Genomic DNA, 17,477 nt, shown 5'->3' with positions numbered 1-17,477 from the left:
GGGCGCGAGAACATACACAGGCCGAGAGGCAACGCAAATCGGTGAAATACCGTCATTCCGCCGTGTTATTCGCAGCCTTACGCAGCGTCATTCAGGCCGCGCAGCGCCGACCAAAGCGAGCGCCGCCACCGCCGCGGTATCGGCGCGCAGGATGCGGGCCCCGAGCGAAAGACTGATGGTTCTATCGTGCGCGACAAGCATCCGGCGCTCGATTTCGGCAAAGCCGCCCTCGGGTCCGACCAGCACCGCCAGCGGCGCGGCGCCGGCATCGCGGATCTTCGCTACCGGGTCTCCCGGCCCGGCGGCTTCGTCACAAAATAGAATCACTTTTTCGTGTTCGATCCCGGCCAGCCAGCGCTCGAAGGCGAGCGGCTCGGCGACCTCCGGCACGGCGAGAATGCCGCACTGCTCGGCGGCCTCGACCACGTTCGCCCGCATGCGATCGGTGTTCACGCGGGTCGCCTGGGTGTGGCGGGTGATCACCGGCACCAGTCGTCCGGCGCCCATCTCCACCGCCTTCTGCACCATGTAGTCGAGCCGGGCATGTTTCAGCGGCGCGAAGACGTAGTCGAGGGCGGCAAGCGGCGTCTGCGCCCGCAGCCGGCTCTCGCAACGTAAGACGACGTCGCGTTTTCCCGCACTCTGGCGCACCGCCCGCCACTCGCCGTCGCGGCCGTTGAACAGGTGCAGCGCCGCGCCCGGCTCCAGCCGGATGACGTCGGCGACGTAATGCGCCCGGTCGCGGTCGAGGCGGATCTCGGCGCCTTCGCCAAGCGCGTCGGGCACGAAGAGTCGCTGGGCGCGGAAGTCGTAGGTCTCGGCTTCGGCGGATTCGCCGCGCATGCGCGCCATAAGTCTGCCTGCATCTGGCTATGTGAGTGGCGACAGCAGTCGGAATTAACCATTCTGCCGTGATATTGCCCTATCTTTCAGGCCTCTGTATCACGCTTGGTAAGCGACGTCCCTTCAGCGGAAGACGGAATGACACCTCAGATTTGCGACGGCCATCGGGCCAGCCTTCGCGCGGCGCGTGTCGCCTTCATCGGCCTCGCAGCCGCGACCGGCGTGGCGCTGGCGGTGAGCTCGGCCGGTGCGCAATGGATCGGCACGCCGGGTGGCAGCACCGAGTCTTCGCCTCCGGCCGTCAGCGCCACCCCCGCCCCGGCAGCGACCGCCGCTCCGGCGGCGACGCCGGCCCCGGCGCCATCGCTGGGGGGGGTGGACCCGGATCTCGGCAGTGCCGGCCTGGCCTCTCCCTCGCTGTCATCGCCGTCGCTTGCCGCGCCGTCCGCGGCGCCGAGCATGACGATGCCCGGCGGCATGGTGCAGCAGCCCAGCGCCGACATGGCGGATTGCCAGACCAATGTGGGCAAGCTGCGCACGGATATCGAGGCGCGCGGCGGCGCCCTTCAGGCCGCGACCAAGAAGAAGCTGCCGCCCTCCGAGCTCTGCCCGCTGTTCCGCAACTTCGCCAGTTCGCAGCAGAAGTTCCTTACCTATCTGCGCACCAACAAGACCAAATGCGGCGTGCCCGATGAGGTGCTGACCAAGCTGCGCGAGAACACCACCAGCATTTCCGGCGTGCGCGACAAGGTCTGCAAGGTGGCGGCGGACATGCAGTCCGGCGGGGGCAGCGGTCCCTCCGGCCCGCCGCAGCAGGGTGCGGTCGCCGCCGGCCTCGGCCTGTCGAGCGGATTGCCCGGCGTCAGCGCCAACAAGCCCGGTGGCGTGTTTGACACGCTCGGCGGCAGCGCGCTGCGCTGACCGTCTCCGCGTCGCACAGCATGACGGCTCCCGCCGCTGCCGCTCCCGCCGATGCCGCCGGCAATTGGGTGGAGCGCGTCGCTCCCGCCTTTGCGCGTCCTTATCTGCGGCTCGCCCGGCTTGACCGGCCGATCGGCTCCTGGCTGCTGCTGATCCCCTGCTGGTGGTCGGTGGCGCTCGCCGCCCGCACCTTGCGGGCCGACGGCCTGTCGCCCGATTTCCCGGCGGCGCTGGCCTATATCGTGCTGTTCGCGCTGGGCGCGGTGGCCATGCGCGGCGCCGGCTGCACCTGGAACGACATTCTCGACCGCGACATTGACGGCAAGGTCGAGCGCACCCGCTCGCGGCCGCTGCCCTCGGGGCAGGTAAGCCTGATCGCCGCTTTCGCCTTCCTGGCGATGCAGGCGCTGGTGGGGCTTCTGGTCCTGCTCTGCCTGCCGCGTTTCGCCCAGGTCACCGCGCTGTCCTCGCTCGGCATCGTCGCCGTCTATCCGTTGATGAAGCGGGTGATCTGGATCCCGCAGGCGGTGCTGGGGCTGTGCTTCTCCTGGGGCGCGCTGATGGGGTTCGCGGCCTTGATGCAGGCGCTGCCGCCGGCGGCGCTGCTGCTCTATGCCGGCAGCATCCTGTGGGTGATCGGCTACGACACCATCTACGCGCATCAGGACCGCGCCGACGACGAGGTCGTCGGGGTGAAGTCCTCCGCCCGGCTGTTCGCGCAGGCGACACGGCCCTGGCTGGCCGGCTTCTATGCCGGCGCGGCGCTGCTGATCGCGGCGGCGGTGGCGGCGGCCGGCGGCGGCATCTTCGCCTATGCCGGGGCGGCGCTGTTCGCCGCCCATCTCGCCTGGCAGGTGGCGCGGCTCGACATCGACGACCCGGCGCTGTGCCTCAAGCTGTTCCGTTCCAACCGCGACGCCGGCCTGGTGCTGTTCGCCGGCTTCGTCCTGCAGGCGCTCGTCGGTTGAGCAGGGCGAGGTTGTTCGCGCCGGTGGCCGGTGATAATCACCCGCCATCGCATAAAGGGCCGAGCTCATGACCATCCGCCTGCATCGCGGCGACCTCGTCGATCTGTCGCGCTATTCGCCGGAAAAGTCGCCCTTCGTGGCGATCGACACCGAGACGCTCGGCCTCAATCCGCATCGCGACCGGCTGTGCGTGGTGCAGCTCTCGCCGGGCGACGGCTCGGCTGACGTGGTGCAGATCCCGGCCGGCGCCGGGCCCGGCAGCGCGCCCAACCTCGAGGCCCTGCTCGCCGATCCCGGCATCTCCAAGCTGTTCCACTTCGCCCGCTTCGATGTCGCGGTGCTCGGCAAGGCCTTCGGCGTCGCGGTCGAGCCGATCTGGTGCACCAAGATCGCCTCCAAGCTGGTCCGCACCTATACGGATCGCCACGGGCTCAAGGAACTCGCCCGCGAACTGCTCGGCATCGATCTGTCGAAGCAGCAGCAGAGCTCTGACTGGGCGGCGGCCGACCTCACCGATGCCCAGCTGCAATACGCCGCTTCCGACGTGCTGTACCTGCACGCCATCCGCGACAAGCTTGCCGCCATGCTGGCGCGCGAGGGGCGCACCGCGCTCGCCGAATCCTGCTTCCGTTTCCTGCCCACTCGGGCGGCGCTCGATCTCGCCGGTTGGCCGGAAGAGGATATTTTCGCGCATAGCTGAACGCGATCAAGGGCTTGCGTCTTTGTGCCCGCCCCGGCGGCCGGCGCGGCTTGCATGGTGGGGGTTGAGTTGCCATTTTAGGCGCCGCTGGAGGGGCCGGCGACCGGGGACGTGCCTCAACTCATGAATCGTCAGATCACATCCGCCGAGCGGAGCGCGTCGGGGTCGGCAAACATGGCGCCGCAGCCGCGTCGCGCCGTCGTTGCGAGCCAGCGCTTCCGCGAGGCCGCCAGCCATAGCCGCTGGGTGCGCCTGTTCCGGCGCGGCATGCCGGTGCTGGTGCTGCTGTGCGCGGCGATCATCGGCGGTCTTGCCTGGCTGGATCCGTTCCGTCTGCCGGTGAACCTGCCGGTGGAACTCGGCCGGGCCTCGCTGTCCGGCAGCCGCATCAAGATGGAGTTCCCCAAGCTCAACGGGTTCACCGACGATAATCGCGGCTACAACCTCACCGCCGAATCGGCGTCGCAGGACCTGACCACACCGAACCGCATCGATCTCGACATGATCAATGCGCGCATCGAGCTCGCCGAGCAGGGCTGGGCCAAGCTGACCGCCAGGATCGGCAGCTACGACACCAAGACCCAGGACATTCATCTCGGCGAGGGCATCACCTTCGCCACCAATGCCGGCTATGCCGGCAAGCTGCAGGACGCGGCGATCAGCATGCGCGAGGGGCGGCTGGTCAGCGATAACCCGGTCGAGCTCACCTCCACCGATGCGCGGCTGACCGCCGACCGCATGGAAGTGACGCAGAAGGATGCGCGGGCGCTGTTCACCGGCAATGTCTCGCTGGTGTTCAAGCTACCGCAGGACAAGGCCGAAGCCCGGCCGGCGTCCACCGCGGTGGCGCTGGATCCCGCCTCCGTCCCGCGCGCGACGCAGGCGATACCGTGATACGGGATGCCGTGACGCAGGATGCCGTGACCCGCGATCCGGCGATCCTCGGTGCCTTCGGCGGTGGCAATGCCGTCGCGCCGGTCGGATCGGCGGTCCGATCCGGTCCGCTGCCCATTGAATGCCTGCACGCAGCCGGATAAACATAGATCATGCACGCTTTGTCCCGCTCCGCCGCCGTCCTGCTCGCCCTTGCCCCCGCCTTCGCGGTCGCGCTGCTCGTCCGCCCGGCCGTGGCGCAGGTGCAGAACGTGCCCAACGCCCTGCAGGGCTTCGCGGCCAATCGCGATCAGCCGATCAAGATCGACGCCAACAGCCTCGAAGTGCGCGACCAGGAGAAGAAGGCGATCTTCTCCGGCAATGTCGTGGTGCAGCAGGGCGACACCAATATGCGCGCCCGCGAACTGGTGGTGTTCTACGACGGCAAGAGCGCCGGCGACGCCAAGGCGGCGGCTGACGCCAAGGGCGCGGCCGATGCCACGGGCGCGGCCAGCGCCGATCCGGCGGCGGCTCCTGCGGCGGGCAGCCCGATCAGCTCCTCCTCCATCCGCCGGCTGGAGATCAATGGCGGGGTGATCGTCACCACCAAGGAACAGCAGGCCACCGGCGACCAGGGCGTGTTCGAGACCAAGTCCAACAGCATCACGTTGACCGGCAATCCGGTGGTGCTCACCTCCGGCCAGAATGTGATCCGCGGCCGGCGGCTGGTGGTCGATCTCACCACCGGCACCTCGCGCATCGAGGGCGGCCGGGTGGAGAGCCTGATCGTGCCCGGCGCCATGAAACAGCTGGACGGCGCCGCGCCCAAGCCCGGCGCCCCGGCCAAGCCGAAGCCCTGAGCGTCGAGCCAACCGCCGAGGGGCCAAGTCCGAGGGCCTTCTGAGGTGAGCACGCCGACGAGAGCCCTCCCCGGTGGCTTCCAGGCCGGGGCTTGAAGGCCGGCGCTGGGGGATCCCGCGCCACGCTGTCAGCGTCCGCGTTCCCCGCCTCCGGCGATCCGACAGCCCCCCACCCGATACCCGAGATGATTTCGGCCCGGTTTTTGCTTGCTGCGTTTGCCAGCGGGCGCGGGATTGTTTATCACCCTTCTAGTGGTGCTTTCACCACGGAGGGTGCGCGTGAGATTGTTTCCGGCAGGAAGCCGTGAACGCCAGATGGTTCCGCCGGCTGCGGCGGACTTCGGTTCCGGAAATGGTGGCGTCCATCCGCAGAACGGGGCGGGCTCCCGCCGCCGTGTCGCCGAGGCGCCGCAAGCGGCAGGGCTGCTGCGGGCCACCGGCCTCGTCAAGCAGTATGGCGGCCGCCGGGTGGTGCGCGAGGCCAGCCTCGGCGTGCGGCGCGGCGAGGCGGTCGGCCTGCTCGGGCCGAACGGCGCCGGCAAGACCACGATTTTCTACATGATCACCGGCCTGGTGAAGGCCGATGCCGGCCGCATCGAGCTCGACGGCCACGACGTCACCCATCTGCCGATGTATCGCCGCGCCCGCCTCGGGGTCGGCTATCTGCCGCAGGAAGCCTCGATCTTCCGCGGCCTGTCGGTCGAGGACAATCTGCGCGCGGTGCTGGAGATGGTCGAGCCGGACCGCAAGCGCCGCGAAATGGAGCTCGACGCGCTGCTGGAAGAGTTCCGCATCACCCATGTGCGCAAGTCGCCCTCCATCGCGCTGTCCGGCGGCGAGCGCCGCCGCGTCGAGATCGCCCGCGCGCTGGCGACGCGGCCGACCTTCATGCTGCTGGACGAGCCGTTCGCCGGCATCGATCCGATCGCGGTGGGCGACATCCAGGCGCTGGTGCGCCATCTCACCCATCGCGGCATCGGCGTGCTGATCACCGATCACAATGTGCGCGAGACGCTCGGGCTCATCGACCGCGCCTACATCATCCATTCCGGCACCGTGCTGATGGAGGGCTCGCCCGCCGAGATCGTGGCGAATCCCGAGGTGCGCCGGCTTTATCTCGGCGAGGAGTTCCGGCTGTAAGATGGGGCACGCGTCGCGCTCACGCCCTCGCTGCATCCGGCATGGAGGCCTGCTTCCATGTCGCTGAGCCCGCGTCTCGAATTCCGCCAGACCCAGTCGCTGGTGATGACGCCGCAGCTGATGCAGGCCATCAAGCTGCTTCAGCTGTCCAATCTCGATCTCGTCGCCTATGTCGAGGCGGAGCTGGAGCGCAACCCGCTGCTGGAGCGCCAGTCCGAGCCGGAAGGCGAGGGCGGGGCGGGCGCCGAGCGCGCCGGCGAGGGGGTGCTGGAGGTCGCGGTCCACGAGGTGCACGACGCCGCGCACGAGGCGCACGGGGAGGACCGTGAGGCCCGCGCCGCCGATTGGCTGGAGGACCGGCTGGATTCCTCGCGCAGCGCCATTGAGGACCGGCTCGACACCGGTCTCGAAAACGTGTTCCCGGACGATGTCGGCCGCGAGCCGGCAGGCCCGGCCCAGGGCGCCGAGGCCCCGGCCTATTCGGAATGGGCCGGCGTCGGCGGCGGCGGGCGCGACGAGGAGGGCTACAACCTCGAATCCTTCGTTCCCGCCGAGACCTCGCTCGGCGACCATCTCGCCGGCCAGCTTACCCTGGCGCTCACCGATCCGGTCGATCGGCTGATCGGCCATCACCTCATCGATCTCATCGACGAGGCCGGCTACCTCACCGCCGATCTTGCCAGCGTCGCCGACAAGCTCGGCGCCCCGCTGGCCCGTGTCGAGGCGGTGCTCGCCACCATTCATGCCTTCGATCCGCCGGGCATCGGCGCCCGCTCGCTCGCCGAATGCCTGGCGCTGCAGCTCAAGGAGCGCAACCGCTTCGATCCGGCCATGGCGTCGCTGCTGTCGCATCTCGATCTGCTGGCACGGCGCGAGTTCAACACGCTGCGCCGCCTGTGCGGCGTCGACGAGGAGGACCTCGCCGAGATGGTCGCCGAGGTGCGCCGGCTCAATCCCAAGCCTGGCCTGGCCTTCGGCTCCGGCGTCATCCAGCCGGTGGTGCCGGACGTGTTCGTCCGCCCGGCCGCCGACGGCTCCTGGCATGTCGAGCTCAATTCCGACACGCTGCCGCGGGTGCTGGTGAACCAGGCCTATTACTCGAAGGTCTCGAAGACCACCCGCAACGACCGCGAGAAGGCCTTCCTCACCGACTGCATCCAGACCGCGACCTGGCTTACCCGCTCGCTCGACCAGCGCGCCCGCACCATCCTGAAAGTGGCCATCGAGATCGTGCGGCAGCAGGACGCCTTCCTGACGCTGGGCGTCCAGCATCTGCGGCCGCTGAACCTGCGCATGGTGGCGGACGCCATCGGCATGCACGAATCGACGGTTTCGCGGGTGACGTCGAACAAATACATGGCGACGCCGCGCGGCATCTTCGAGATGAAGTATTTCTTCTCGTCCTCTATCTCCTCTTCCGATGGCGGCGAAGCACATTCGGCCGAATCCGTGCGTTTTCGCATCAAGCAGATGATCGACTCCGAGACCCCCGACGACGTGCTTTCCGACGACACGCTGGTACAACGCCTGCGTGAATCCGGCATCGACATTGCCCGCCGCACGGTGGCGAAGTACCGTGAAGCCATGCGCATTCCCTCCTCCGTGCAGCGGCGTCGGGAGAAGCAGGCGGCCGCCGCGGGCAGTTGACGCACGGGCCTTCGCGGCGCTTTCCGGCCGGGCGGAAATCCGCGAAGCTGTGCGCCGTCGGGCGGTACATCTTGGTTTACGTTGACACTTTCCCTCACGGCTCCTACCTCTTAAAGGCACCGGCCGGGCAAGTAAGGGGTTCGGGCAATCGGCGGGCGGGGCGTTGTGCACGTCGCTCTCCCGTCCATGCCCCAGCAGAGGGACTAGTCACGATGCCGCTGCGGGTTTCTGGCAAAAATCTCGACGTTGGAGAGGCATTGCGCCAGCGGGTTTCCGACCGGCTGGCCGATGTCATGGACAAGTATTTCGATGGCGGCTGGTCTGGCCACGTCACCGTCGCGCGGGAAGGGTCCGGCTATCGCTCGGACTGCGCGCTGCATCTCGACAGCGGCGCCATCCTGCAGGCGCATGGCGGTGCCCAGGATCCCTATTCCAGCGCCGACGCGGCAGTGGAGCGCATCGAGACGCGCCTGCGCCGCTACAAGAGCCGGGTGAAACGTCACGTACCGAACGGCGAGGGGATTGCCGCCACGCCGGAATCGGTGCCGCTCACCGTCTTCGAGGCGCCCGACCACGAGGACGGCGAGGCGCTGGACGGCTGGAGCCCGACCGTGGTCGCCGAGGCCACCGCCGACATGCCGCGCCTCGCGGTCAGCGATGCGGTGCTGGAACTGGACTTCACCGGCGCCGCGGTGCTGGTGTTCCGCCATGCCAATCATGGCCGGGTCAACGTGGTCTATCGCCGGGCCGACGGCCATGTCGGCTGGATCGACCCGCCGCTCGCCGCCGTGGAAGACGTGCATTGAACTCCCGTTGTCACCCTCGGAGCGCGGGGCGGAACGTCCCGTTCCGCGTCTCCCCTATGCCCACGCCCTCCATCCGGATCGCGCTATGGCCCTGAACGATATTCTTTCCCTGCCTGCCGTGTTCCCCGCCCTGCGGGTCGGCAGCAAGAAGCAGGCGTTGCAGGAACTCTCGGCCAAGGCGGCCGCCCTTCTCAACCGCGACGAGCGCGAGATCTTCGAGACGCTCAATTCGCGCGAGCGGCTCGGCTCGACCGGAGTCGGCAATGGCATCGCCATTCCGCACGGCAAGCTTGCCAAGATGGACAAGCTGTTCGGCCTGTTCGCCCGGCTCGACAGGCCGATCGACTTCGAGGCGCTGGACGGCGAGCCTGTCGATCTGGTGTTCCTGCTGCTGGCGCCGGAGGCGGCGGGGGCCGATCATCTGAAGGCGCTGGCCCGGGTGGCGCGGCTGCTGCGCGACCCGGAGGCGGCCAAGAAGCTGCGGGCCTCGCACGACGCTTCCACCCTCTACGCCATCCTCAACGGCACCGCCGCTTCCAACGCCGCCTGAGCGGCGCCGTCAAAGCGGCGGACGCCTCGCCTCGCTTCAGCAGGAGAGCTCCATGGCCGATCCGCTCGATTCCGGCGTCCCGGCGCTCGGCGCCGAACAATGCCGCGCCGCCCGCGCCATGCTGGGCTGGTCGGTGGGCGATCTCGCCGGCCATGCCGGCGTCACCGGCGGCTATGTCGAGGCCTTCGAGCAGGGCCGCGAGCCCGGCGATGGCAACGATCCCAATGAGAGCGTGCGCATGCGCCGGGCGCTGGAGCATGCCGGGATCGAGTTCATCGATGCCGGCCTGCCGAGCGCCGGCGGCGGTCCGGGCCTGCGGCTGCGCTCGACGCCGTCCTACATCCAGCCGGAGAACCTGTCCTCCGCCAACGATGTGTGAGGGCGTGGCCCGCGCCTGAGTTGGCGTGACGTCCTCTCACGTCACCCTTCCATGCTCGGCGAGGAAGTCGATCAGCGCCCGCACCCGCGCCGGCAGCGGTCCGCCGCTGCCGGGATGCACGGCGTGGAAGCTCTCGCGGTCGCCGGGGTTCAGCGCCTCCAGCACCGGCACCAGCCGCCCGGCCGCGAGGTCGGCGCGCACGGTGAAGGCGGCGAGCCGCGCCAGCCCGACCCCGGCCCGCGCCAGCCGGCGGATGCCCTCGCCGTCGCTCGCCTGCACCCGGGCCGGCACCGGCAGCATTATTTCCCTCCCGTTCTCCCGCAGCGGCCAGCCCTCTACCGCCCGCGCATAGCTGAAGCCGATGCGCACATGCGCGTCGAGATCGGCGGCGCTGTGCGGTATCCCGGCGCGCGCCAGATAGGCGGGGGCGGCGACGATCAGCTTGCCGGTGTCGCCGAGCTTGCGGGCGAGCAGGCTGGAGGTCCGCAGCGGTCCGGCGCGGATGGCGACGTCGGTACGCTCGGCCAGCAGGTCGACCACCAGGTCAGTCTCGACGATGTCGAGGCTGACGCCGGGATGGCGGATCAGGAATTCCGGCAGGATCGGCGCCAGCACATGCGCGCCATAGGAGGCGGAGGTGCTGACCCTCACCCGTCCTGCCGGGCGCTCGCCGGCGCCGGCGCTGCGTTCGGCCTCCTCGATGTCGGCGAGGATGCGCGCCGCCCGCTCGTAGAAGGCGCAGCCCTCCGGGGTCAGCTCCAGCCGGCGGGTCGAGCGGGTGACGAGGCGCGAGCCGAGCCGCGCCTCCAGCCGGGCGATCAGCTTGCTCACCGCCGAGGGGGTCATCCGGCTCTGCCGGGCGGCGGCGGAGAAGCCGCCCTGCTCCACCACCCGCACGAACACTTCCATCTCGCCGGAGCGGTTGATCTCGCCGCGCGCCATTCGGTCTTTCATCTCACAGATGCTGGTCCTATCGGCAGTCTATCTCACAGATGCCGGCGGTTCCATCTTCCCGGCACGCAGATGGATCACGGGAGCACATCATGGAATATCGCCAGCTCGGACGCTCGGGCCTGAAGGTGCCGGCGCTGTCCTTCGGTGCCGGCACCTTCGGCGGCACCGGCCCGCTCTTCGGCAATTGGGGCACCACCGATGCGGCGGAGGCGCGCCGCCTGCTCGATATCTGCCTCGATGCCGGGGTGACGCTGTTCGACACCGCCGACGTCTATTCCGACGGCGCCTCGGAGCGGGTGCTCGGCGAGGCGATCCGGGGCCGGCGCGACCAGGTGCTGATCTCCACCAAGACCGGGCTGCCGATGGGCGAGGGGCCGAACCAGGCCGGCACCTCGCGCCTGCGGCTGGTGGGCGCGGTGGAGGCGGCGCTGGCCCGCCTCGGCACCGACTATATCGACCTGCTGCAACTGCACGCCTTCGACGCGGCGACGCCGGTCGAGGAGGTGCTGGCGACGCTGGATACGCTCATCCGCGCCGGCAAGCTGCGCTATGTCGGGGTGTCGAACTTCGCCGGCTGGCAGATCATGAAGTCGCTGGCGGCGAGCGAGCGCCATGGCTGGCCCCGCTATGTCGCCAACCAGGTATATTACTCGCTGGTTGGCCGCGATTATGAGTGGGAGCTGATGCCGCTCGGCGCCGATCAGGGCCTCGGGGCGCTGGTGTGGAGCCCGCTCGGCTGGGGCCGGCTCACCGGCAGGATCCGTCGCGGCGCGCCGCTGCCCGCCGGCAGCCGCCTCAACGAGACCGCGGATTTCGGCCCGCCGGTCGATGAGGAGCGGCTTTACCGCATCGTCGAGGTGCTGGACGAACTGGCTGGAGAGACCGGCAGGACCGTCCCGCAGATCGCCATCAACTGGCTGCTGCGGCGGCCGACCGTGGCCTCGGTGATCCTCGGCGCCCGCAACGAGGCGCAGCTGGTCGACAATCTCGGCGCGGTGGGCTGGGCGCTCGATGCCGGGCAGATCGCCCGCCTCGATGCTGCCAGCGCGGTCACCGCGCCCTATCCCTATTTCCCCTATCGCCGGCAGGCTGGCTTCGCCCGCCTCGATCCGCCTTTGGCAGGGTGAGGGGCACCTTGCTTGCTTATCCTCTCCCCGTTGGGGAGAGGTGGCCCGCGCAGCGGGTCGGTGAGGGGGACGACACCTGGAGGCGCCGAAGACCCTCACCCCCCTCTCCCCGACGGGGAGAGGGGGAAACAGGCCCCCACCCCTACGGCGTGATCGCCACCTTCAGCACGCCGTCGCGCTGGTTGGCGAACAGCTCATAGGCAGCCTCGATGTCGTCGAGCTTGAAGCGGTGGGTCACCAGCGGCTTCAGGTCGACGCGGCCGGAGCCGATCACGTCCATCAGCCGGCGCATGCGCTCCTTGCCGCCGGGGCACAGGGTGGTGACGATCTTGTTGTCGCCGAGCCCGGCGGAGAAGGCGCCGAGCGGGATCGTCAGGTCGGTCGAATAGACGCCGAGCGAGGACAGCGTGCCGCCCGGCCGCAGCACCTTGAGCGCGGATTCGAAGGTGCCTTGCGTACCCAGCGCCTCGATGGCGACGTCGACGCCGCGCCCGTCGGTGAGCGCCAGGATCTGTTCCACCACGTCGCCGGCCTTGAAGTCGACCACGTCCGAGCAGCCGAGCTGCCTGGCGATGGCGAGCCGCTCCGGCACGGTGTCGACGCCGATGATGCGCGTTGCTCCCTTCAGCTTGGCGCCGGCCACCGCGCACAGCCCGATCGGGCCGAGCGCGAACACCGCGACATGGTCGCCGATCTGCACCGCGCCGCTCTCGGCGCCGGAGAAGCCGGTCGACATGATGTCGGGGCACATCAGCACCTGCTCGTCGGAAAGCCCGTCCGGCACCGGGGCGAGATTGGCCAGCGCGTCCGGCACTCGTACATATTCCGCCTGCGCGCCGTCGATGGTGTTGCCGAACTTCCAGCCGCCCATCGCCTTGAAGCCGTGGCGGGTGCCCGGCCCGTCCTGCGAGCCGCAACCGCACAGGCAGGCATAGGAATGCCCGCTGGGGGTGATGGCGCCGGTGATCACCCGCTGGCCCTCGCGATAGCCGGTCACCGCCGAGCCGAGCTTCTCGATCACGCCGACCGGCTCGTGGCCGATGGTGAGGCCGCGCTCCACCGGGTATTCGCCCTTGAGGATGTGGACGTCGGTGCCGCAAATGGTGGTGGTGGTGACGCGGATCAGCGCGTCGAGCGGGCCGATTTCCGGGATCGGCTTCTCATCGAGGACGATGCGTCCCTTCTCGACGAAGATGGCGGCTTTCATCCTGGCCATGGCGTTCTCCTCTCATTGACGGGGCCACTATGGGCACCTGCGCCGAGGAGACCATGACACGGGTCAATTGCCGACTTCACATCGGCGGCAAGACCCCGCTCAGGAGACCCCCGCTCAGGAGATGCCGCGCTCGCGCATCAGCGTCACCACCGCGGCGCGCAGCTCCGGCATGCCGGTGCCCTCGCGGGAGGAGGTGGGGAACACCACCGGGAACGCCGCCGGCCGGCGGGCCAGCGCCGTCTGCGTCTCCTCAAGGCGCTTTTCCAGTTCGCCCTTCTTGAGCTGGTCGGCCTTGGTCAACACGATGGCGTAGGACACCGCCGCCTTGTCGAGCCCGTCGAGCACGCCGAGGTCGATCGGCTTCAGCCCGTGGCGGGAATCGATCAGCACGAACACCCGCACGAGATTGGTTCGCCCGCGCAGATAGGCGTGGATGGTCTCGGTCCAGGCATCGACCTTCTCCTTCGGCGCCTGGGCGAAGCCGTAGCCGGGCATGTCGACCAAGGTGAGGTCCGGTCCGAGCCCGAAGAAGATCAGCTCCTGCGTGCGGCCCGGCGTCACCGAGGTGCGGGCCAGCGCCTTGCGGCCGGTGAGGGCGTTGACGAGGCTCGATTTGCCGACATTCGAGCGGCCGGCGAAGGCGATCTCGATGCCGCGCATCGCCGGCAGCGTCTCGATGGTCGGGGCGGCGGTGAGGAAGTTCCACTCGCCGGCGAAAAGCTTGCGGCCGGCCTCGATCAGCGCGGCATGCTCGGCCGCGGCGCGCGCTTCGGCCTCGGAGGGGGTGTTGTCAGCGTTCATCCGCCGCTTATCCGCCGCCCGGCGCCATTCCGCAAGCCGTCCGGGCGCCGGGGACGCGGTATCAGAAGCCGATCCGCCGCAGAATGCCGTCATGATCGACCAGCTGGTGCTTCAGCGTGGCCAGCACGTGCAGGACGATCAGCCCCAGCAACGCATAGGCGAGCACCTCATGCAGCAGCTGCAGGCGCTCGAACAGCGCCGCGTCGGGCGCCACCGGCGCCGGCAGGGTGAACAGCTCGAACGGCCGGGTCGGCAGTGCCAGCGGCGAGGCGGCGGCCATCAGCCAGCCGCTGGCCGGCAGGGCGAGCATCAGCGCATAGAAGCCGAGATGCGCCGTCCGCGCCGCGCCACGTTCGAGGCGCGAATGCTCGAGCGGCGGCGGATGCGGGGCGAGCCGTGCCAGCAGGCGGAGCACCAATAGCGCCAGCACCAGCAGCCCGTAGGATTTGTGCCACTGATACAGCGCGAAGGTGGTGCCGAGATCGCGGTGGACATGCGTCATCCACCAGCCGACCGCCAGCAGCGCCACCAGCAGAGCCGCCATCAACCAGTGGAGGAGGCGCAGCGGCAGGCTCCAGCTCGGCACCTGCGCCTTCATGTCCCGCCCGCACGCGCGACGACGATGATGCGCACATCGTCGGAGACCAGCGGCAGGCCGGCGGTCATGCCGTAGCGCGAGCGCCGCACACCGAATTCGGCGTGGAAGCTGAAATGGCGACCGGGGCCGCGTTCGACCTGGACGGTGAAGCTCTCGGGCCGGGTGGTGCCGAGCAGCGTCATGTCGCCGCTCACCCGTACCGTGTGGTCGTCGAGCTTCTCCACCGCGGTCGAGGTGAAGCGGATGTCGGGATAGCGGTCGGAATCGAGAAAGGCGGGGCCGCGCACATAGGTGTCGAGCGTCGGCGATTTTGTGTCGAGCGAGGCGGAGACGACGGCGAAGCGCACCGAGGAGCGCTGCGGCCGGTCGAGATCGATGGCCAGCCGGGAGGTGAAGCGGCGGAACACCCCTTGGGTGAGCGGATAGCCCTTGGCGCCGATCTCGAAGGCGATCCGGGTCTGCGCCGGATCGACCTTGTAGGATTGCGCCTGCACGGGCGAGACCGCCGCGATGAGCAGCCCGGCGGCGACGGCGAAGGCTCGCACAGTGATCTGCCGCATGGGATCACCTCATAATGGGATCACCTTGGCGAAGGCAGCCAGCCTGGACAGCCAGCTTGGCGGCGCAGCCTATACCTCGGCCGCGCGGTGTTGGTCGCACATGTTCGTGTGCCGCCGGCGGCGCGGCAAAGGCGATAAACCGGCCCCTGCCAACGAAAACAGCGGGAACCGCCGCCTGGCCGTTCCCGCTGTCTGTCTTCACTGCCCCCTGCCGGCGCGGTGTCGCTAGCCGGCCTTGGCCTTCTTCCGGCCGAGGCGGAGGGTGCTCTTGAGATTGTCCCAGAGCTCCACCTTCACGCCGTTGCGGCGCATGATCACCGATTGCTGCAGCACCGAGAGGGTGTTGTTCCAGGCCCAGTAGATCACGAGGCCGGAGGCGAACGAGGCCAGCATGAAGGTGAACACCAGCGGCATCCAGTCGAAGATCATCTTCTGGGTTGGATCCGGCGGGGCCGGGTTCAGCTTCATCTGCGCCCACATGGTGCAGCCCATGATGATCGGCCACACGCCGAGCATCAGGAAGTGGCCGATCACCGGCACCTGCGAGGGATCCCACGGGATGACGCCGAACAGGTTGAACAGCGTGGTCGGGTCGGGCGCCGACAGGTCCTTGATCCAGCCGAAGAACGGCGCGTGCCGCATTTCGATGGTGACGAACAGCACCTTGTAGAGGGCGAAGAAGACCGGGATCTGGATCAGGATCGGAAGACACCCGGCGATCGGGTTGATCTTTTCCTTCTTGTAGATCTCCATCATCTCCTGCTGGAGCTTGACCCGGTCGTCGCCATAGCGCTCGCGCAGCGACTGGATCTCCGGCTGCACCGCCTTCATCTTCGCCATCGAGGCGTAGCTCTTATTGGCGAGCGGGAAGAAGACGCCCTTGATCAGCACGGTGACGGCGAGGATGGCGATGCCGAAATTGCCGACCAGGTGATAGATCCAGTCGATGACGACGAAGAGCGGTTTGGTGATGAAATAGAACCAGCCCCAGTCGATCAGCCGGTCGAAGCGGTCGATGTTGTACTGCGTCTGGTAGCCGTCGACGAGGCGCACCACCTTGGCGCCGGCGAACAGCCGGCCGTCGCGGGTCGCCTTGGCGCCCGGCTCGACGGTGACGGCGTCGCCGAGGAAGTCGGTCTGGTAGGTGAGGTCGTTGCCGTTCTGCGCGGCGGAGAAGCGCGCCTGCACCTTCTCCTGCGAATCCGGGATGACGGTGGCCGCCCAGTATTTGTCGGTGATGCCGAGCCAGCCGCCCGTCGAGGTGAACGTCTCGGTCTTCTTCTCGGCGATGGCGCTGTACTTGATCTCGTGCAGGCCGCCCTCCGAGGTCACGCCGATCAGGCCCTCATGGAGGATGTAGTAGCCGAGCGTGTGCGGGGTGCCGTGGCGCGAGACCAGCGCGAAGGGATGCAGCGAGATCGCCGCGCCGCCATTATTCTCCACCTCGTCCACCACATGGAACATGTAGTTGGCGTCGATGGAGAGGGTGCGGCGGAACACCTGCCCCTCGCCATTGTCATAGCTGAGGACGAGCGGGGTGTCGGCGGTCAGCTTTGCGCCTTCGGGGGCGGTCCACAGCGCGTCGGGCGCCGGCAGCTTCACATTGGAGCCGGAGGCGGCGACCCAGCCGAATTCGGCATAGAACGGGTTCGGCCCGCCGGAAGGCGACAGCAGCACGATGATCGGCGAGTTCGGCTGCACCGTCTCGCGGTAGCCCTTCAGCGACAGGTCGTCGATGCGGCCGCCGCGCAGCGACACCGAGCCGGTGACGCTCGGCGTGTCGATGGCCACGCGCGGGGTGCGCGCCAGCGCTTCTTCGCGGGTCATTGCCTTGGCCAGCGAGGTGGCCGGCCCCGGAGCGGTGGTGCCGGGAGCCCCCGGCGCGGCGGGAGCGCCGGACTCGGCGGCCTGCTGCGCCGCCTGCTGCTGCGTCTGACGCTGGGCCTCCATCTGCGGGATGCCGGAGAAGTACTGCCAGGCGATCAGCACCACCATCGACAACACGATGGCGACGATCATGTTGCGGTTTTCAGTCGTCATGCGCAGTCTCTCCGTCGGCGTGCGCGGTCGCCTGCACGGCGGCTGAAGCCGCGGCAGGTTGGGGCCGCGCTGGCGGATGCCGGCGCCGGTTCCCAGAATGAAGGCGGGCGATGCCCCGCTCGATGTCGTTTACGAGATCGGTGAAGCGCGTGGAAAGGGCGGCGCGTCGGGCGACGATCACATAGTCGAAACCCGGCCGTGCCACACGGGGCAGGGCGGCGCGCACGGCTTCACGCAGGCGGCGCCGGATACGGTTCCGCTCCACGGCATTGCCGTGCTTCTTGGTAACGGTGAGGCCGATGCGCGCGGCGCCGTCATCGGCGCGGTCATGGGCCTGCAGCAGCAGGGGGCCGGAATTGGCCCGGAGCCCGCCGGCGGCGGCGAGGAAGTCCTTGCGCTTGACGAGCCGGTCCATAAGGGCGCCGTTCCTCAGGCGAGGGCGAGGCTGGCCTCAGCCCTTGCGATCCCAGCCCTTTCGACCAGAGACGGGATGG

Annotated in this window: 19 protein-coding genes; 11 read left to right on the top strand and 8 right to left on the bottom strand. The window is 68.9% G+C overall.

The window, feature by feature from the left end; translation table 11 throughout:
• Positions 1–87 precede the first annotated feature (87 nt).
• The gene (locus KHC24_RS21070; RefSeq protein ID WP_213365388.1) at positions 88–852 is read right to left on the bottom strand and encodes a 16S rRNA (uracil(1498)-N(3))-methyltransferase; all 765 of its coding nucleotides are present in this window, start codon (positions 850–852) and stop codon (positions 88–90) included.
• A 129-nt stretch (positions 853–981) separates the two neighbouring features.
• Here KHC24_RS21070 and KHC24_RS21065 point away from each other — a divergent pair, with 129 nt between their 5' ends.
• The 10 genes from KHC24_RS21065 (at position 982) to KHC24_RS21020 (ending at position 9,687) form a co-directional block, all read left to right on the top strand.
• Positions 982–1,764, top strand: coding sequence for a hypothetical protein (locus KHC24_RS21065; protein WP_213365386.1), 783 nt, complete (start codon positions 982–984; stop codon positions 1,762–1,764).
• 20 nt (positions 1,765–1,784) lie between these two features.
• Positions 1,785–2,732: a 4-hydroxybenzoate octaprenyltransferase gene (gene ubiA, locus KHC24_RS21060; protein WP_213365384.1), complete on the top strand. Its 948-nt coding sequence runs from the start codon at positions 1,785–1,787 to the stop codon at positions 2,730–2,732.
• Between the two features lie 67 nt (positions 2,733–2,799).
• Positions 2,800–3,432, top strand: a complete 633-nt coding sequence (locus tag KHC24_RS21055) for a ribonuclease D (protein ID WP_213365382.1) — start codon at positions 2,800–2,802, stop codon at positions 3,430–3,432.
• Positions 3,433–3,606: 174 nt separating this feature from the next.
• The gene (gene lptC, locus KHC24_RS21050; RefSeq protein ID WP_213365380.1) at positions 3,607–4,326 is read left to right on the top strand and encodes an LPS export ABC transporter periplasmic protein LptC; all 720 of its coding nucleotides are present in this window, start codon (positions 3,607–3,609) and stop codon (positions 4,324–4,326) included.
• A gap of 152 nt (positions 4,327–4,478) precedes the next feature.
• A complete protein-coding gene (locus tag KHC24_RS21045) occupies positions 4,479–5,165 on the top strand; it encodes an LptA/OstA family protein (protein WP_213365378.1) in 687 nt (228 codons plus the stop codon).
• Positions 5,166–5,480: 315 nt separating this feature from the next.
• Positions 5,481–6,305, top strand: coding sequence for an LPS export ABC transporter ATP-binding protein (gene lptB / locus KHC24_RS21040; protein ID WP_246547382.1), 825 nt, complete (start codon positions 5,481–5,483; stop codon positions 6,303–6,305).
• Positions 6,306–6,362: 57 nt separating this feature from the next.
• Positions 6,363–7,952, top strand: a complete 1,590-nt coding sequence (rpoN, locus tag KHC24_RS21035) for an RNA polymerase factor sigma-54 (protein WP_213365375.1) — start codon at positions 6,363–6,365, stop codon at positions 7,950–7,952.
• A 212-nt stretch (positions 7,953–8,164) separates the two neighbouring features.
• The gene (gene hpf, locus KHC24_RS21030; protein WP_213365373.1) at positions 8,165–8,758 is read left to right on the top strand and encodes a ribosome hibernation-promoting factor, HPF/YfiA family; all 594 of its coding nucleotides are present in this window, start codon (positions 8,165–8,167) and stop codon (positions 8,756–8,758) included.
• 85 nt (positions 8,759–8,843) lie between these two features.
• Complete coding sequence (gene ptsN, locus KHC24_RS21025) at positions 8,844–9,308, top strand: PTS IIA-like nitrogen regulatory protein PtsN (protein ID WP_213365371.1); 465 nt, start codon at positions 8,844–8,846, stop codon at positions 9,306–9,308.
• Between the two features lie 52 nt (positions 9,309–9,360).
• Complete coding sequence (locus KHC24_RS21020) at positions 9,361–9,687, top strand: helix-turn-helix domain-containing protein (protein ID WP_213365369.1); 327 nt, start codon at positions 9,361–9,363, stop codon at positions 9,685–9,687.
• A 36-nt stretch (positions 9,688–9,723) separates the two neighbouring features.
• On the opposite strand, the gene KHC24_RS21015 is transcribed toward KHC24_RS21020, so the two are convergent.
• The gene (locus KHC24_RS21015) at positions 9,724–10,629 is read right to left on the bottom strand and encodes a LysR family transcriptional regulator (protein WP_213365932.1); all 906 of its coding nucleotides are present in this window, start codon (positions 10,627–10,629) and stop codon (positions 9,724–9,726) included.
• Between the two features lie 101 nt (positions 10,630–10,730).
• Here KHC24_RS21015 and KHC24_RS21010 point away from each other — a divergent pair, with 101 nt between their 5' ends.
• Positions 10,731–11,768 carry an aldo/keto reductase gene (locus tag KHC24_RS21010; protein WP_213365367.1) on the top strand — a complete coding sequence of 346 codons (1,038 nt, stop codon included), beginning with the start codon at positions 10,731–10,733 and terminating at the stop codon, positions 11,766–11,768.
• 142 nt (positions 11,769–11,910) lie between these two features.
• On the opposite strand, the gene KHC24_RS21005 is transcribed toward KHC24_RS21010, so the two are convergent.
• From KHC24_RS21005 to rnpA, 6 genes are all read right to left on the bottom strand, one after another.
• Positions 11,911–12,984, bottom strand: a complete 1,074-nt coding sequence (locus KHC24_RS21005; RefSeq protein WP_213365365.1) for an NAD(P)-dependent alcohol dehydrogenase — start codon at positions 12,982–12,984, stop codon at positions 11,911–11,913.
• 114 nt (positions 12,985–13,098) lie between these two features.
• Positions 13,099–13,785 carry a ribosome biogenesis GTP-binding protein YihA/YsxC gene (gene yihA, locus KHC24_RS21000; protein WP_213365363.1) on the bottom strand — a complete coding sequence of 229 codons (687 nt, stop codon included), beginning with the start codon at positions 13,783–13,785 and terminating at the stop codon, positions 13,099–13,101.
• Positions 13,786–13,846: 61 nt separating this feature from the next.
• Positions 13,847–14,383 carry a cytochrome b gene (locus KHC24_RS20995; protein ID WP_213365361.1) on the bottom strand — a complete coding sequence of 179 codons (537 nt, stop codon included), beginning with the start codon at positions 14,381–14,383 and terminating at the stop codon, positions 13,847–13,849.
• Positions 14,380–14,943 carry a YceI family protein gene (locus KHC24_RS20990; protein ID WP_213365359.1) on the bottom strand — a complete coding sequence of 188 codons (564 nt, stop codon included), beginning with the start codon at positions 14,941–14,943 and terminating at the stop codon, positions 14,380–14,382. Before KHC24_RS20990 ends, KHC24_RS20995 begins: the two co-directional genes overlap by 4 nt.
• Before the next feature lie 225 nt (positions 14,944–15,168).
• On the bottom strand, positions 15,169–16,983 hold the full coding sequence (gene yidC / locus KHC24_RS20985; protein WP_213365357.1) for a membrane protein insertase YidC: 1,815 nt from the start codon (positions 16,981–16,983) through the stop codon (positions 15,169–15,171).
• Entirely contained in the window at positions 16,973–17,398 is a 426-nt protein-coding gene (gene rnpA, locus KHC24_RS20980) for a ribonuclease P protein component (protein ID WP_213365355.1), read from the bottom strand. Before rnpA ends, yidC begins: the two co-directional genes overlap by 11 nt.
• Between the last annotated feature and the right edge of the window lie 79 nt (positions 17,399–17,477).

Source organism: Ancylobacter defluvii (assembly GCF_018390605.1).
Classification (GTDB): domain Bacteria; phylum Pseudomonadota; class Alphaproteobacteria; order Rhizobiales; family Xanthobacteraceae; genus Ancylobacter; species Ancylobacter defluvii.
The sequence above is the reverse complement of the archived record's forward strand: the minus strand, read 5'-3'. Positions and strand labels throughout refer to the sequence as shown.

Bases quoted from the DNA above. Each gene is read 5' to 3' on its own strand.
- KHC24_RS21070 (WP_213365388.1), bottom strand. From the start codon at position 852: ATGGCGCGCATGCGCGGCGAATCCGCCGAAGCCGAGACCTACGACTTC.
- KHC24_RS21065 (WP_213365386.1), top strand. From the start codon at position 982: ATGACACCTCAGATTTGCGACGGCCATCGGGCCAGCCTTCGCGCGGCG.
- ubiA (WP_213365384.1), top strand. From the start codon at position 1,785: ATGACGGCTCCCGCCGCTGCCGCTCCCGCCGATGCCGCCGGCAATTGG.
- KHC24_RS21055 (WP_213365382.1), top strand. From the start codon at position 2,800: ATGACCATCCGCCTGCATCGCGGCGACCTCGTCGATCTGTCGCGCTAT.
- lptC (WP_213365380.1), top strand. From the start codon at position 3,607: ATGGCGCCGCAGCCGCGTCGCGCCGTCGTTGCGAGCCAGCGCTTCCGC.
- KHC24_RS21045 (WP_213365378.1), top strand. From the start codon at position 4,479: ATGCACGCTTTGTCCCGCTCCGCCGCCGTCCTGCTCGCCCTTGCCCCC.
- lptB (WP_246547382.1), top strand. From the start codon at position 5,481: ATGGTTCCGCCGGCTGCGGCGGACTTCGGTTCCGGAAATGGTGGCGTC.
- rpoN (WP_213365375.1), top strand. From the start codon at position 6,363: ATGTCGCTGAGCCCGCGTCTCGAATTCCGCCAGACCCAGTCGCTGGTG.
- hpf (WP_213365373.1), top strand. From the start codon at position 8,165: ATGCCGCTGCGGGTTTCTGGCAAAAATCTCGACGTTGGAGAGGCATTG.
- ptsN (WP_213365371.1), top strand. From the start codon at position 8,844: ATGGCCCTGAACGATATTCTTTCCCTGCCTGCCGTGTTCCCCGCCCTG.
- KHC24_RS21020 (WP_213365369.1), top strand. From the start codon at position 9,361: ATGGCCGATCCGCTCGATTCCGGCGTCCCGGCGCTCGGCGCCGAACAA.
- KHC24_RS21015 (WP_213365932.1), bottom strand. From the start codon at position 10,629: ATGGCGCGCGGCGAGATCAACCGCTCCGGCGAGATGGAAGTGTTCGTG.
- KHC24_RS21010 (WP_213365367.1), top strand. From the start codon at position 10,731: ATGGAATATCGCCAGCTCGGACGCTCGGGCCTGAAGGTGCCGGCGCTG.
- KHC24_RS21005 (WP_213365365.1), bottom strand. From the start codon at position 12,984: ATGGCCAGGATGAAAGCCGCCATCTTCGTCGAGAAGGGACGCATCGTC.
- yihA (WP_213365363.1), bottom strand. From the start codon at position 13,785: ATGAACGCTGACAACACCCCCTCCGAGGCCGAAGCGCGCGCCGCGGCC.
- KHC24_RS20995 (WP_213365361.1), bottom strand. From the start codon at position 14,383: ATGAAGGCGCAGGTGCCGAGCTGGAGCCTGCCGCTGCGCCTCCTCCAC.
- KHC24_RS20990 (WP_213365359.1), bottom strand. From the start codon at position 14,943: ATGCGGCAGATCACTGTGCGAGCCTTCGCCGTCGCCGCCGGGCTGCTC.
- yidC (WP_213365357.1), bottom strand. From the start codon at position 16,983: ATGACGACTGAAAACCGCAACATGATCGTCGCCATCGTGTTGTCGATG.
- rnpA (WP_213365355.1), bottom strand. From the start codon at position 17,398: ATGGACCGGCTCGTCAAGCGCAAGGACTTCCTCGCCGCCGCCGGCGGG.